Annotated in this window: 10 protein-coding genes; 4 read left to right on the plus strand and 6 right to left on the minus strand. The window is 72.3% G+C overall.

The genetic code is table 11. The features are described 5' to 3' along the window. Positions 1–2: 2 nt before the first annotated feature. Positions 3–1,388 (plus strand): sugar transferase, encoded by a 1,386-nt coding sequence (locus tag LWF15_RS16480; protein WP_232811709.1) that lies wholly within the window; start codon positions 3–5, stop codon positions 1,386–1,388. Positions 1,389–1,406: 18 nt separating this feature from the next. Here the strand turns inward: LWF15_RS16480 and LWF15_RS16485 are convergent, their stop codons facing one another. The 3 genes from LWF15_RS16485 to LWF15_RS16495 all read right to left on the minus strand — a co-directional run bounded on the left by LWF15_RS16485 (position 1,407) and on the right by LWF15_RS16495 (position 6,651). Beyond that, positions 1,407–2,240 carry a hypothetical protein gene (locus LWF15_RS16485; protein ID WP_232811710.1) on the minus strand — a complete coding sequence of 278 codons (834 nt, stop codon included), beginning with the start codon at positions 2,238–2,240 and terminating at the stop codon, positions 1,407–1,409. A 497-nt stretch (positions 2,241–2,737) separates the two neighbouring features. After that, positions 2,738–6,382, minus strand: a complete 3,645-nt coding sequence (locus tag LWF15_RS16490) for a hypothetical protein (protein ID WP_232811711.1) — start codon at positions 6,380–6,382, stop codon at positions 2,738–2,740. Beyond that, positions 6,379–6,651, minus strand: coding sequence for a hypothetical protein (locus LWF15_RS16495; RefSeq protein WP_232811712.1), 273 nt, complete (start codon positions 6,649–6,651; stop codon positions 6,379–6,381). The genes LWF15_RS16490 and LWF15_RS16495 overlap by 4 nt, the downstream gene beginning before the upstream one ends. Before the next feature lie 410 nt (positions 6,652–7,061). On the opposite strand from LWF15_RS16495, the gene LWF15_RS16500 reads away from it, so the two are divergent. Beyond that, the gene (locus tag LWF15_RS16500; RefSeq protein ID WP_232811713.1) at positions 7,062–9,044 is read left to right on the plus strand and encodes a putative bifunctional diguanylate cyclase/phosphodiesterase; all 1,983 of its coding nucleotides are present in this window, start codon (positions 7,062–7,064) and stop codon (positions 9,042–9,044) included. On the opposite strand, the gene LWF15_RS16505 is transcribed toward LWF15_RS16500, so the two are convergent. Then, positions 9,034–9,990: a threo-3-hydroxy-L-aspartate ammonia-lyase gene (locus tag LWF15_RS16505; protein WP_232811714.1), complete on the minus strand. Its 957-nt coding sequence runs from the start codon at positions 9,988–9,990 to the stop codon at positions 9,034–9,036. The genes LWF15_RS16500 and LWF15_RS16505 overlap by 11 nt on opposite strands. A gap of 38 nt (positions 9,991–10,028) precedes the next feature. Between LWF15_RS16505 and LWF15_RS16510 the strand changes: the two genes are divergently transcribed. Beyond that, entirely contained in the window at positions 10,029–10,433 is a 405-nt protein-coding gene (locus LWF15_RS16510; RefSeq protein ID WP_232811715.1) for a VOC family protein, read from the plus strand. A 5-nt stretch (positions 10,434–10,438) separates the two neighbouring features. On the opposite strand, the gene LWF15_RS16515 is transcribed toward LWF15_RS16510, so the two are convergent. Continuing rightward, positions 10,439–11,563: an ROK family transcriptional regulator gene (locus LWF15_RS16515; RefSeq protein ID WP_232811716.1), complete on the minus strand. Its 1,125-nt coding sequence runs from the start codon at positions 11,561–11,563 to the stop codon at positions 10,439–10,441. A gap of 52 nt (positions 11,564–11,615) precedes the next feature. Here LWF15_RS16515 and LWF15_RS16520 point away from each other — a divergent pair, with 52 nt between their 5' ends. After that, on the plus strand, positions 11,616–12,881 hold the full coding sequence (locus tag LWF15_RS16520) for an MFS transporter (RefSeq protein WP_232811717.1): 1,266 nt from the start codon (positions 11,616–11,618) through the stop codon (positions 12,879–12,881). Here the strand turns inward: LWF15_RS16520 and LWF15_RS16525 are convergent. After that, positions 12,878–14,692 (minus strand): glycoside hydrolase family 15 protein, encoded by a 1,815-nt coding sequence (locus tag LWF15_RS16525; protein ID WP_232811718.1) that lies wholly within the window; start codon positions 14,690–14,692, stop codon positions 12,878–12,880. The genes LWF15_RS16520 and LWF15_RS16525 overlap by 4 nt on opposite strands. Positions 14,693–14,719: the final 27 nt, after the last annotated feature.

Below are 14,719 nucleotides of genomic sequence, written 5' to 3' on the forward strand. Positions count from 1 at the left end.
GGGTGGCGTTGACCCGCTACCGCCGCAACGCCCTGCTCGCCGACGCCCTGAGCGCCGGCGCCGCGGCCCTGCTGGCCATCATGCTGCGCTTCGACGGCGAGGCCCCCGGCTTCTGGGCCTGGATGCCGATCGTGCTGCCGGTGGTCTGGATCGGCATCGCCGGCCTGGACCGGGTCTACGAACGGCGTTTCCTGGGCGCCGGCACCGAGGAGTTCCAGCGCGTGCTGCGCTCGGGGGTGGTGCTCTTCGCGGCGATCGCCGTCACCAGCTACCTCTCCCGCTCGAACGTCTCCCGTTCGGTGGTCTTCTTCGCCGTGCCGGTCACCGTGCTGGGCGCCCTGGCCGCCCGGAAGCTGCTGCGCGTGCGCCTGCACCACGCCCGCGCCGCCGGGATCGGGCTGGAGCGCACCATCGTGCTGGGCGACGCCGAGGGCGCGGTGGAACTGGTGCACCTGCTGCGGCACACCACGCACCGCGGCATGGTGCCGGTCGGGGTCTGCCTGGCCGCCAGCCCGGTCACCCCCAGCGCCCTGGACGGGGTTCCGGTGATGGGCGGGCCCGAGGACGTGCTGGCCGCCGTCGAGGCCACCGGAGCGCACGTGGTGGCCGTGGTCTCGCACCCCGACCTCTGGGGGCACCCGATGCGCGAACTGGCCTGGGCCCTGGAGGACCTGGACGTCGAACTGGTGGTCTCCCCCGGCATCGTCGAGGTGGCCGGGCCCCGCCTGTCGATCCGGCCGCTGGCCGGGCTCTCGCTGCTGCACCTGGAACAACCCACCGCGGCCGGCGGCGACCTCCTGCTGAAGGCCGCCTTCGACCGGCTGCTCGGCAGCTTCGTCCTGCTCGTGCTCTCGCCCCTGCTGATCGCGGTGGCGGTCGCGGTGCGCACCACCAGCCCGGGCCCGGCCCTGTTCCGGCAGACCCGGGTCGGGGTCGGGGGCCGGGAGTTCTCGATCTACAAGTTCCGCTCGATGGTCACCGACGCCGAGGCCCGGCTGATCGAGCTGGCCGAGCAGGACGAGGGCAACGGGGTGCTGTTCAAGATGCGCGCCGATCCCCGGATCACCCCGATCGGGGCGTTCCTGCGCCGCTACTCGCTGGACGAACTGCCCCAGCTGATCAACGTCGCCAAGGGCGACATGTCCCTGGTCGGCCCGCGCCCGCCGCTGCCCAGCGAGGTGGCCGGCTACTCCGACGACGCGGTGCGCCGGCTGCGGGTGCGGCCCGGGATGACCGGGCTGTGGCAGGTCTCCGGCCGTTCCGACCTGAGCTGGGAGCAGTCCCTGCTGCTGGACCTGCGCTACGTGGACAACTGGTCGATGACGCTGGACCTGAGCATCCTCTGGCGCACGGTACGGGCCGTGCTGAAGGGCGAGGGCGCCTACTGAGCCCGCCGGGCGGCGGTCTCAGGCCTCCTCGTCCTCACGGTCGGGATCGGCCTCGGCCACCGTGAACCAGGCCTGGGCCTGCACCAGGTCGGCGCGGGTGATGGTGCCGCTGCGGATCGCCCACATGGCCAGCGGGAGCCGGAAGTCCTCGGCCGCGTCCGGCCGCTCACGGGAGACCAGCCCGGGCACCCCGTGGCTGTCCAGCTTCTCCCGCACCTGCTTGAACACGTTGCGCACGTAGCCGGGACGACGCCCGACCCGCTCGGCCACCTGCCGGTAGGTGGCGGCGCTGGCCTCCGGCCCGGAACGGGTCAGCAGCGGCTCGCACAGCGCGGTGAGCAGCCGCCGCTGGGCCGGGGTGAGCATGATCGGCGGCACCACCACGGTGGGTGAGGAGTCGGTCTCCTCCTCCGTCTCGGGACGTGAGGGCGGCAGACCGCGGGCATCCACCTGCACTACGTACTCCCGGCCGAAGCGCCCGGTGACCACCACGTCGAACTGGCGCCAGGGCAGCGAGGTGGTGGCCGCGCCGGGCTCGACCGTACGGGCGGCCCCGGTGTGCGGGCGCAGGGTGAGCAGCTTGGACGAGGAGACGTTGCGGATCAGGACGCAGTCGGCGAGGACCCGCAGCGTGGCGGTGTGCCGGGAGACGTGGTCGTCCTCCGGTTCGTGGGCGACACGCAGGTCGCACGTGCGGCTGCGGCCGACCGTGACCTCCTGGCCCGGCCGGGCGGCCCGGCGCCCCGTGCCCTCGGCGACCGAGAAGAGCACGGCGGCGGACTGCGCCTCACCGAACGGTGGCTGACTCGTCGCGCCACCCGGCACCTGCTGGGTCATGCCCATCTGCCCCATCCGCGCAGTCCTTCCGGGGAAGTCCGCGCCCCGCACGCAAGACCTCCACTTTCGCTCATTCGCCCGGATCTGTCACCGGTCACCGCAAGGTACGGCACGAACAGCCCATTGACGACGAAACGAAAGTGGTATCCCGATGTGATCTGAGCAATCACGCCAAGCCCGGCGCACTGCACCGCCGTGGCAACCGGGCTGTCGGCAGGCCCAAAAAAGCACGCGGACAACGGAAGCCAAGAAGGGCACGGGCCACTCGGCGCCAGTTCGGCCGGACCGGACGAGCCGGGGCAAGGCAAGCATCCACCCGACCCCTGTGCGGGTGGATACCGCCTCATCGGGCAGCGATGCGGCCCGGGCGACCGGCCGGAGCCGGGTCAATTCAGGACAACCTGCGCAGGGCGTTCCGGGTAGTGCAGGGGTGCATCAACTGGTGTCAGCCAACCCACGCAGGACCGGGCGGGCCCAGATTCCTGAGCCCGCCCGGCGGAGTAAGAGCAAGATCAACGGACGGCTTCGTCCCCGACTCGCGGAGCATCGCGGACGTCTGCGGTCTCGACCTCGGGCGCGCCGCCCTGCGGCGGAACCTGGTCGAACGGCACCAGTGCGCCCGGCGGCTTGCCGTGCCCGGTCACCTCGATCAGATTGCTACGAGCCCGCCGCGGGGCCCGGCGCCCGAAGAACCCGGAGCGCGGAGTGGGACCGCTCGGCCGCTCCTGACTGGGTCCGGCAGCATCGTCCACACCGCCGACCGGCTCGGCCGGCGTTCCTCCCGGGCTCATCCAGCGCGGCCGCAGCTCGACGGTCTCAGACTCGTCCGGCACTTGTTCAGCAGGAATTGTGGAGACGGGGATGGGATTCGTGGGCGGTGCCGGCTCATTGCCTCCGGCGGCGGGCTCCTGGACGAACCGCTCGGCCGCCCACTCGGCCTCGGAGACGGCGTCACCGGAGTCACCGGCCACGTGAGCCTCCCCCACGTGATACCGCACCGACCGCCGCGCACCCTCAGGCTCACGAAGCTCGCGCCGGGTCAGCGGCAGGTCCATCGGCCCCGAAACCACTCCCTTCGCCAACCCCGCCTGACCATCGATGGCCGGGAGCGGCGGCGTGGGCAGAGGCGAGGGCTGGAGCAAGGACCGTACGGACTGCGACACCCGCCCGTGAGGACCCTCGAACGCTGACGGAGCAATAGGGATCGGTCCCGTAACCCGCTCGGTCACCGACCGATGCCCCTCGGCCCCCGCGCCCTCCAGGGGTGCCGGAGCAGGGGCAGTCCCAACGAGCGCCTCACCGGACGAAGACTGCACCAGCGAAGAACGCCCCACCGCCATCTCGATGGACTGCGCCTGAAGACGCTCGATCCGAGTGAGATCGATCTGCTGCGGCGCCTCGTGCCGAGGCCGGTCAAGGGAACGCAGATCGATGGACCGCGCCGGCTCGACCCACTCAGCGGCGTCATCCGGCGCCTCAGCCTGCATCCGAGCGTCCGGCGCCGTCTGCGTCACCTCGCCCACGGCCTCTTCGCCCAACACCAGCTCACCCTGCGCGGCCTGGGTCAGTGCAGTCTGGATTCGGACCTCTTCGTCCCGGGCCGCCGCACTCAGCCCTACCTGGTCCCGCACCGACGAAGTCGACGCCACCTGACCCATCGCGGACTGAGTGGACGCCACCTCGCCCCCTGCCCCTGGAAGCGGCGCCGCCGCGTCCGCTACCTGACCCCGTGCGGCAGGAGTCAACGACACCTCACCCGTCGCAGTTCGAGCAGACGCCACGTCTGCTCCCGTGGCCCGGACCGGCGCCGCCTCGTCGCGCGCTGGCCGACTCAGCGCCGCCGAACGCTGGCCCACCTCGTCCTGGGCCGAGCGGAACGGCGCGACCTCGGGCCGCATCCCACCCGTCCGTGCCCTGGACACCGGGGCCACGGCAGCATCCCCCAGCGCGGCCTCTGCACTACGCCGGAAGGAGGCACCCACCTGACCGACAGCCGACTCGCCCGCCGACTCCGCCGCCCGCTCCTTGGCCACCTGCCTGAGAGCGGCCCAGCGCCGGGCCACCCTCTCCTGCATCAGCCGCTCCTGGTCGGCCTGCTCCTGCGCTGCCCGATCGGCCGCCTTCTGAGCCGCCGCAGCCGCCAGGAACACGGGCTCGAGTTCCTCCGACGGAGCGTCCCCCGGCTCGTACACCGGACTGGACAGCGGATCGCTGAGCGGATCGAAGGCCTGCGGAACGCTCGAACGCTGATGGGAGGGAGGGACAGCGGGCTCCGCCGAGGCAAGGGTGGCTGCCTCAGACTTAGCACCGGAATTCCCTGGAACATCCACTCCTGAGGCAGGAATCACCAAGTCAGCAGTTGCCGGAACGGGAGCTTCAGCAACACCGGCTGCGGACTCAAAAGCCCATTCATCCGCGTGTGGCGAGTCCACGGTCTGCGGAGCAGCGGCAGCCGTGACAGCGACTCCCGGCAGCACCTCCGGCGACACAGCCGCCCCCGAACCAGCGATCCTCGAACCAACAGGCACCGAACCCGCAGGCACCGAACCCGCCGCCTCCGAACCCGCGGTGAGCGAATCCCCGGTAACCGAACCTTCGGTGGCCGGATCCGCAATGGCCGACCCTGCCGTGGCCGAACTCGCGGTGTCCGAGCCTCCGGTGACTGAACCCACGGCTTCCGAACCCGCAGTGACGGAATCCCCGATATCCGAACACACAGCCTCCGAACCTGCGGTGGCCCAGCCTGCCCCGGCAGAACCCACGGTGGCCGAACCAACTGCACGCACGGAAGTAGCAGCCTCCCGCTCAGGAGCGTCCAGCGCGGCAGGTTCAGCGAACGGCCTGACCTCCGCGCTGGCCGACTTCTGCCCAACTGTCGCTTCCGACATCCCGTGAGCAGCCTCATCCGCGGCGACCGCACCGCCGCTGCTCACCGCCACCCCAACGCCGTCCCAACGGCCGGCCTCGGCAGCAGGTGTGTCAGACGCCAGGCCGAGGGAGCCTGACATCGTCGTCACGTCCGCACCTTCTGCCACCGCACCCGTTGCCGCCCGAGCGTCCGGCGAAGCCGAGCCGTCGTCCAGACCGGCGCCGGCGTCGGTGACATGCGCGGCCAGGATCGAGTCGGCGATGGGAGTGGCCTCGGACGAGGTCGACTCGGCGTCGAGGACCTCGTCACCCAGCGCAGGCGCCCGATCGCTTTCAACGCTGATCTCCGGATCCGACACCAGGGCGATCGGAGAGGTGTCCGGCGCCCCCGAATCGGGGAGGTCCACGTGCCGGCCGGTCAGCCGGACCACCGGCGAGGGCCGGGTGTCCTCCAACCCCAGCTCCAGGTCAAGCTCCAACTCCGCACTGGAGGCGAAGGCTGCATCAGAACCAGAGACGGCCTCGAGCGGGTGCACCGCCTCCTCCTCGGCCAGTGCCTCCTCCTCGGCCAGTGCCACGTCATCCGCAGCCGACCAAGAAGCCTCAGCCGGGCCGGCAGACTCGGCCGACAACGTTTGCCCGGCGGTCACGAACGGCAGTTCCCCGGTGGGCACCGAAACGAGACGTCGGGGGGCCGGGGCGGAGCCAGGGGTTGGGACGGGCTCGACGAACTCGGCGTCGCGGCTGCGACGCCGGCCCATCACCTGGCGCTGAAAACTGACCGCGCGCACCCAGACGTCGTTGATCTCGACCTCGCCCGGCTCCGGAGCGGCGTAGGGCCAGAACGGCCCGCCGGGCGGGAGCAGGCTGCCCGGCCCCACTGCGCTGATCAGGCTGCTGGCCAGGGCACTGTCGAGCACCGGGCGGGTGCTGGCGTGGCGGCCGGAGTGGGGGCGGCGGCCGCCCTTGGCCACCCGGTCGCAGAAGTCGATCATGGCGAACACCCGGAAGTCGTCGGCACCCCCGGCGTCGATCTCGCCCATCCGCACGGCGTCCACCAGGTCGTCCCGCAGCTGCGCAGCCTGGTGCCGCCGCGTGCTGCGCCGCACGGCCCGGATCACCAACACCACGAGCACCAGCAGGAATAGCGACAGGCCGAAGGCCGCGGCGGTCAGCTCCGGGTACCGCTCCATCTGCTCACGGGTGCGCTCGGCGGAATCGCCTGCGCCCGCCCACATCTCGCCGGCAAGACGGCGGGCCTGCTCGGCCCGCCCGGCCAGGTCACTCATGACGCCTCCGCTCGTGGTGCCCCTCGATAGGCGCAGTTCGCGTGCAGGCCGTCGCGCAGGGCGGTCAGCTCACCGGTCGCCGCCGCGAAATCCTCGTGCCAGCGGTCGTTCTCCATCGACAACTCGGTGACTCTCGCTCTCAGCTGGGTGTTCTCCCGGCGGTAGCGGGCCGCCAGCAGCACCACGACACACCCGAGCACGACAAGGAGGACTCCGGCGCCACCGACGGCGACACCCGGCAGACCGACCTCCGAAAGGTCCTCCGGCACGCAGAAGCCCCTCTCACCTGTTCCGCGAAGCCTCCCGGCTCCGGCTCCCGGAGCGCGGTGACGCGATCCCTGCGGAGGCGTCCGGGTTCCACCTGCCGTCCGAATTGGCGTAGCTCACTGTAGTGGACCTCAACTCTGAGTTAAAGCTTCAGCGTGTCCGAACCGAGTTATGGCACTCCCACTGCATCGACATCGTTGGCACCGAGCCCGAAACCGACGTCCGTTCGCCCCTTTTCCACCCTGTCCGGCCAGGTCAGGGGCCTGAGCGCGACCCACGCCCGGTTCCGCTACTTATGTGCAAAACAACCCACTAGGCTCGGGTGACGACCCGGACCGCAGGCCGATTGGTCCTGGTCGCCGGGCAACACCCACCGACGACGGGCCGCGGTCCGCAGTTGTGGAGGAGACCGGTGGACACGACCCCCGACCGGGCCGAGGAAGTCCCGCCCCGCACGCCGAACCACCTGGTACGCATCCGGTCCCGGGCCGACGGCAAACGCTCGATCATGAACGGCGGAGCCAGCATGAGTCGCAGCACCCCCGCGATCGGGGCCGACGGTGGCCCGGACGAACGCAACGTCCTCACCCTCGACGGCACCTCGGTCAACACCGCGCTGTTCGCCTGGGAGTGGGCCCGGCTGATCGCCGACACCGGCCACGTCGCGGCCGACCGCACGGTCGTGGTGGCCGAGCTGCGCCGGTGGGCGATCCGGCTGATCCGGATCCTGCGCGAGGAGCCGTTCGACCCGGCCCCGGCCGCCGAGGCCGGCCAGGCCCTGGTGCAGATGGGCTTCGCGGCGCCCGAGGCGCTGGGCCGCACCACCGCCCTGGTCATCCGCCGGTTCCTCGGCACCGGCGACGACGAGCTGCAGGGGCGGGTGGCCGAGGTGGTCTCCGCGCTCAGCTCAGGCTTCGTCCGGGCGGTGCGCGAGCGCACGCTCCGCGAGCAGGAGGCGATCCGCAGCTCGGCCCTGCTGGCGCTCGAGCGGGTGCGGGCCGACCAGCGGGCGGCCGAGCTGCGCGACCCGGTCACCGGTCTGCTCAACCGCAAGGGCTTCACCGCCGCGCTGCGCCGGCTGCTCGACTCCTCTCCCCCCGGCGTGCTGGGGGTCTGCCTGCTCACCCTCGGCGGGTTCGAGCCGCTCGACCGGGGCTTCGGGCCCGCGGTGGGCGACGAGCTGCTGAAGACGGTGGCCGAGCGGCTGCAGACCCGCTTCCCCGGCGCCGACGAGCTGATCGGCAAGGTGGGCCGGGCCGAGTTCATCGTCGCCGCCGTGGGGGTCCGCTCCCCGGACCGGAACGGTCAGGACAGCGTGGCCGAACGGGTGGCCGCCGCGCAGAACGCGGTGCGCGCGCCGATCACCCTGGGCGAGCGGTCGATGGTGCTCTCCCCCTCGGTCGGGGTGGTCTCCCGGCCCACCGCCTCCGCCGATCCGGACACGGTGCTGCGTGACGTCGGCCTGGCCGGCTCGTGGGCCCGCGACCGGGGCACCGGCTCGATCGCGCTGTTCGAGGTCGAGCGGGCGGCCCGGCAGGTGGCCGGCCTCACCCTGGCCGCCGAGCTGCCCGCGGCCATCGGCTCCGGCCGGCTGCTGGCGCACTACCAGCCGATCGTCGGGCTGCGCTCGGGCCGGGTCGAGATGGTCGAGGCGCTGGCCCGCTGGGAGCACGAGCGGCTGGGCCTGCTCGAGCCGGACGCGTTCATCCCGCTGGCCCAGCGGGCCGGGCTGATCGAGGAGCTGGGCCGCAGCGTGCTGGAACGGGCCTGCCTGCAGGCCACGGCCTGGGGCCGCACGCTGCCCCGGGGCCCGGTGGTCTCGGTGAACCTCGATCCGCAGCAGCTCACCGAGCAGGCCACGGTGGGGCACGTGGTCACCGTGCTGGAGAACACCGGCCTGGCGCCGCACCTGCTGCAGCTGGAGATCACCGAGAACGCGGCCCTGGGCGACCCGGCGGCCCAGGCGGTGATCCGCGACCTGGCGCACGTGGGCGTCAGCCTGGCCCTCGACGACTTCGGCACCGGCCGGGCCCATCTGGCCCGGCTCTCGGAACTGCCCGGGCTGGGGGTGGGCACGCTCAAGCTGGCCGGTGAGTTCCTCTCGGCCGAGCGCCCGCTGCCGAGCCCGGCCTCGGCCACCCCGGCCCGTCGCCCCGGCCGGCTGTTCGGGTCCGGCCGGCACCCGCAGCCGCCGGTACCGGGCTCGGCCCGGCGCGACGTGCTGGCCTCGACCATCGCCCTCGCCCACCGGCTGGGTCTGCAGGTCACCGTGGAGGGGGTGGAGACGGAGGCCGACGAGGCCCTGGTCACCTCGCTCGGCGCCGACCACGCCCAGGGTGCCTGGTTCAGCACGCCGCTACCGGTCAGCGACTGCGGCGCCTTCCTCAGTCGCTGAGCAACCGGGCGTAGCGGTCGAGATCCACATTGCCGCCGCTGAGCACCACCCCGACCCGCCCCTCGGCCAGCCTCAGGGCGGCAGCCAGCCCGAGCACCCCGGTGGGTTCCACCACCAGCTTGGCATTGACCGCGAGAAGCCGCATCGCATCGGCGAGTTCGGTGTCGGAAGCGGTGAGAACCCCGTCGGCCAGGTCGCGGATGAGGGGGAACGTGTGCCGGCCCAGGGCGGTGGTCTGGGCTCCGTCGGCGATGGTCTCAGGGGTGGGGATGGTGACGATCTCACCGGCCTGCAGAGACTGCCGCCCGTCGTCACCGGCCTCCGGCTCCACCCCGTAGATCTTGGCCTCGGGCGCGAGAGCCCGCACGCTGAGCGCACTCCCGCTCAGAAGCCCACCACCGCCCAGAGGTACGAAGACCGCATCGAGGCCCCCGGCGTCTTCAAGCAGTTCCTTGACCGCCGTGCCCTGCCCGGCGATCACACTGGGATGGTCGAACGGCGGGATCAGCACCGACCCGCGTTCCTGGGCCAGCGCATCGGCGATCGCGGCCCGGTCCTGGGTGAACCGGTCGTAGCCGACCACCTCGGCACCGTATTCCTTGGTGGCAGCCAGTTTCGAGGCCGGACTGTCGTGCGGCATGACGATCGTGGCCCGGATCCCGAGCAGGCTCGCCGCCAGGGCGACCGCCTGGGCGTGATTTCCGGACGAGAACGCGACCACCCCGGCCCGCTGCTGCTGCGGACTCAGTTGCGCGAGCGCGTTGTACGCCCCGCGGATCTTGAACGCCCCCGCCCGCTGCAGATTCTCGCACTTGAGGAAGAGCCGGGCACCGGCTCGCGCATCGAGGCGGCGGCTGGTCACGACCGGGGTACGGTGCACCACCCCGGCGATCCGCTGCGCCGCGTCCTGGACATCTGCGTAAGTGACACCTGCGCTGGGCGACATGAACAGCATCCTAGGACGACTCGTGTCAGGGTGGTCACATGACCAAGCCGTCGCTGAAGTTCACCTCGACCGTGCTCGACACCGACGACGTGAAAGGCCTTTCGGAGTTCTACCTCCGGCTGCTGGACTGGGAACTGGAGAAGGACGAGCTCCCTTACTGGCGCATCCTCCGGGCCCCCTCCGGGGCGGGCCTGTCGTTCCAGTTCGAGGCGAACTACGCGCCGCCGGCGTGGCCGGCCGAGCCGGGCCAGACCCCGATGCAGGTGCACCTGGACATCCTGGTGCAGGAGCTGGAACCGGCGGTGGCCTGGGCCCAGGAGTGCGGGGCGACCCTGAGCGACTTCCAGCCGCAGGACGACGTGCGGGTGCTGCAGGACCCCTCGGGCCACCCGTTCTGCCTGTACCTGCCCGAAAACCTGCCCGAAAACCTGCCCGAGAGCTGAGCTGCTCAGGTCGGCAGCAGCGGCCACAACCGGGCCCACGCCTCCTCCGCCGCGCCCGCCACCGGCCCGCCCTCGAGCAGAGAGGCCGCGAGCACCGGCGGCGGATCCGCGCGCCGAAAAGCCATGAGCCCGGCCAGATACGCGTCGTCGAGCGAGCGTGAGGCCGCGGCCAGGTAGTCCACCCCCAGGCCACCGACCGTGACCAGGTCCGGGTCGATCGCATTGACCAGCCCGGCGATCCCGCGCCCGAGCCGGGCCGCGACCACCGCGACCGCCCCCCGTTCGCGTTCGCCGTCCGCCGCCAGCACCCGGCGGGCGTAGGCCACCGGGTCGGCCGGGTCGGGCTGGCCCATCAGCCGGGCCAGGGCGTGCCCGTCCAGGCTCGGCCCCCAGCAACCCCTTGCCCCGCAGGGGCACTCGATGTCGCCGGCACCGAACGGGATGTGCCCGAACTCCCCGCCCAGGCCGATCGCCCCGGCGAGCACCCGGCCGTTCTCGACCAGCGCCCCGCCCAGGCCGGCATCGACCCGGATGTGCAGCGCCAGCGCAGCCCCGACGGCCGCGCCGCGATGCGACTCGGCCGCCCCGGCGAAGGTGGCGTCGTTGCCGACCGCCATCACCGGCGCGTTCGGCCACAGGGTGGTCAGATCCACCCCCGACCAGCCCAGCGTGCTGGCCTCGACCAGCCGGTCCTTCGCGACCAGGCCGGGCACCGAGACCCCCATGCCCCGGATCCGCCCCCGGAACCGCCGCCGCAACCTGGTCAGCCGCTCCTTCACCGACAGCAGGACCCGCTCGCCCTCACCGTAGGCGTGCACCATCTCCTCGTCGCCGTCGCAGGCCACCACGGCCCCGCCGAGCTGCACCACCTCGGCCCGCCAGGACTCGTGGGTGAAGGCCACCGCCAGCACCAGCGGACCCCGGGGGTGCGGCTGCAGCACGGTGGTCGGCCGGCCCCGCCCGACCACCCCCGCCGGGCGCTCGCTGATCAGCTCGGCGGCCGTGAGCCGCGCCACCAGCCCGGTCGCCGCGCCGGTCCCGACCCCCACCATGCGGGCCGCGTCCGCCCTGGTCACGTCCGGGTTCTCGTGCACCACCCGGAGCAGTTCGGACGCCCTCGTGCCGATCACGACCGGCCCAACTCCCTGTATTTGCTCGACGACAGAGTTTAATATCGAGCGTGTGTCCAGCCCCGACCTGAGCCAGACCCACACCCCTCTCCCCGAACCGGCCGGCGACTTCCGCCTGCCGGACAGACCCAACTATGCCGCGTTGGTCGTCCTGGCGACGTGCTCGTTCATCTTCGTGACGGCCGAGATGATGCCGGTCGGCCTGCTCCCCGAGATCAGCGCCGGCCTGGACGTCACCCAGGCGCAGGTCGGCCTGCTGCTGACCTCGTACGCCGCCGTGGCCGCGGTGACCACCATCCCGCTCACCGCCCTGACCATGCGCTTCCCCCGGCACCAGCTGCTGGCCGGCACCCTGGTGGTGTTCGTGCTGGCCCAGCTGATGGCCGCGTTCGCCCCGACCCTGACCGTGCTCTCGCTCTCCCGGGTGTTCTCGGCCGCCGCGCACGGGGTGTTCTGGGCCATCGTCGCGCCGCTCGCCGCCCGGCTGGCCCCGCCCGGCCTGGCCGGCAAGGCGATGGGCGTGGTCTTCACCGGCTCCGCCCTGGCCATGGTGATGGGCGCCCCGCTGGCCACCGTGATCGGCCAGGCCACCAGCTGGCGCACCGCCGTGGCCTGCGTGGCCGGCTCGGCGGCGCTCAGCCTGGTCGCGGTCTTCCTGTTGGTGCCGAAGCTGCCGGTGCTGCCCCGTGACGCCGGCGCCACCCTGATCGGCCAGCTGGCCAACGCCGGCCGGCAGATCCGTTCACGGGCCACCCTGCCCGGCTGCGCGATCACCGTGGTCGTGGTGGTCGGCCAGTTCACCGCCTACACCTACATCGCCCCGCTGGCCGAGCGCAGCGGCGGGCTCGAGGGCCGGGCCCTGGCCCTGCTGCTGCTCGGCTTCGGCATCGCCGGTGTGCTCGGCAACCTGACCGCCGGACGCTTCATCGACCGGCGGCACGACCTGGTGATGATCACCATCCTGGCCGTGATGGTGGTGTCGATCGCGGTGCTGATCGGCACGCCCGGCCCGGTGGTCACGGTGATCGCGGTCCTGCTGTGGGGTTACTCCTCGTCCCCGCTGTCGATGACCTTGCAGGCGGCGGTGATCCGCCGGGCCCCGCGCAGCCCCGACGCGGCCGCCTCGGTGCAGGTGGTGGCCTTCCAGATCGGCATCGGCAGCGGCGCCCTGATCGGCGAGCGGCTCTACGGCCACGGCCACCTGGTGCTGGTGCCGCTGGTCGGCGCCGTGCTCATCGCGGTGGCGCTGCTGATGGTGCTCCGGGCCAAGGAGACCTTCCCCAACCACCCGGCCGCCCACGTGGACGCCATCCACTAACTGGTGGCGGACTTGGTGCCGCCCTCGTCGTAGCCGGACACGGCGAGGGCGGCGTCGATGTGCGAGAGGTGACTCAGGCCCTGCGGCAGGTTGCCCAGGAAGTCCCCGGTCGCCGGGTCGACCATCTCGGCGAACAGCCCCACGTCGTTGGCCAGCGGGGTGAGCTCGGCCAGCAGCTGTGCCCCCTCCTTGCCCCGGCCCACCGTGACCAGCGCCGTGACCATCCAGAACGAGCAGGTCAGGAACGCCCCCTCGGTGTCCTCGGCGCCGCTGTAGCGGTACAGCAACGGCCCCCGGCCCAGCTCCTCGCGCAGTGCGTCGATGGTCTGCGAGACCCGCTCGCCGGTGTCGAACCCGGTGACCGCCGCCTGCAGCACCGAGGCGTCGAGCAGGTCGCTGCCGGCGAACCAGGTGTAGGCCCGGCGCTCGGCCGACCAGCAGTGTTCGCTGACCCAGGCGTGGATCCGGTCGCGCTCGGCCGCCCAGCGCTCCACGTCGCCCGGCAGCTGCCCGACCTCGCCGAGCGCCACCGCGCAGTCCAGGGCCTGCCAGCAACCGATCTTCGAGGACGTGTAGTGCTCCTCGCGCTCCAGTTCCCAGATCCCCGCGTCGCGGCGCTGCCAGGTGTCGCAGCACCGGTCGGCCAGGCCGCCGAGCAGCCGCGCGGTCCGCCGGTCGAGCACGTGCCCGGCCTCCACGTAACGCCGCACCACCGAGAACAGGTCGCCGTAGATCCCCAGCTGCAGTTGCCCGGCCGCCGGGTTGCCGGTGACGACCGGCTGGATCCCCCGCCAGCCCGGCACGTCGGCCAGGGACCGCTCCCCCGGCCGGTCCCCGTTCAGCCGGTAGAACACCTCCAGGCCGTTGGTGTGGATGGTGTGCAGCAGCCAGGCCACCGCCGCGTGCGGTTCCTCGCGCAGTCCCAGGCGCAGCATCACGTCCAGCGTGTAGGCGGTGTCCCGGACCCAGGTGTAGCGGTAGTCCCAGTTCTTCCCGCCCTCCAGGCTCTCCGGCAGCGAGGTGGTCCCGGCGGCCGCGATCGCGCCGGTCGGGCTGTGCAGCAGCAGTTTCAGGGCCAGGGCACTGCGCAGCACCTGCTCGCGGTCCTCCCCCTCGTACCCGACCTGCGACGTCCACTCCCGCCAGCCGTCGATCGACCGGTCGATCCGCGCGTCGATGTGTTCTGCGGGCGGCAGGTTGAGCGGCTCGTCGTGGGTGCCGACCAGCGCCAACAGATGACGGCTGTCCGCCTCGGTCTCGAACGTGCCGGCCAGGTGCTGGGCACCTACTTCAGGCTCGCCGGCAGCGTGGGTACGCACGGCCATCATGACCTCGTCCATCCGCAGCACCGGTCCGTGCGCGGTCTGCTGCACCCAGGGCGAGAAGCTGCCCAGCCCGGTCCCCGCCCGCACCCGCCAGGCCATCGGGACCCGGCCTTCCAGGCCCTCGACCCGGCGGGCCAGTTCGGCCCAGGGCAGCCTTCCGGCCACCCCGCTGTTCAGCGAGTCGGTCACCCGCACCCGCCCGCGCGCGGTGGTGTAGACCGACTCGACCACGTTCGTGCCGGGCAGGTAACGCCTTTCGACGCTCCAGTCGATCGTGGGGGCGAGCTCGATCCGGCCCCCGTCCTCGGCGTCCAGCAACGCAGCGAACGGGGGCACGGAGTCCAGGTCGGGTACGGGGAACCAGTCGACCGAGCCACCTTTGGTGACCAGGGCCACGGTTCGCCCGTCGCCCAGAACGGCGTAGTCGCGCAGGTCGCTGTAGGCGGCCGGGTCGGTCCGGCGGCCGGGGGTGGAGGGGGACGTCACCGGCCCACTGTCAGACCATTCGGGACG

Origin of the sequence: Kineosporia rhizophila (assembly GCF_021277265.1) — a bacterium.
GTDB lineage: Bacteria > Actinomycetota > Actinomycetes > Actinomycetales > Kineosporiaceae > Kineosporia > Kineosporia rhizophila.

Coding starts and splice junctions, on each gene's coding strand:
- LWF15_RS16490 (WP_232811711.1), bottom strand. CDS start 6,382: ATGAGTGACCTGGCCGGGCGGGCCGAGCAGGCCCGCCGTCTTGCCGGC.
- LWF15_RS16505 (WP_232811714.1), bottom strand. CDS start 9,990: ATGTCGCCCAGCGCAGGTGTCACTTACGCAGATGTCCAGGACGCGGCG.
- LWF15_RS16510 (WP_232811715.1), top strand. CDS start 10,029: ATGACCAAGCCGTCGCTGAAGTTCACCTCGACCGTGCTCGACACCGAC.
- LWF15_RS16485 (WP_232811710.1), bottom strand. CDS start 2,240: ATGGGGCAGATGGGCATGACCCAGCAGGTGCCGGGTGGCGCGACGAGT.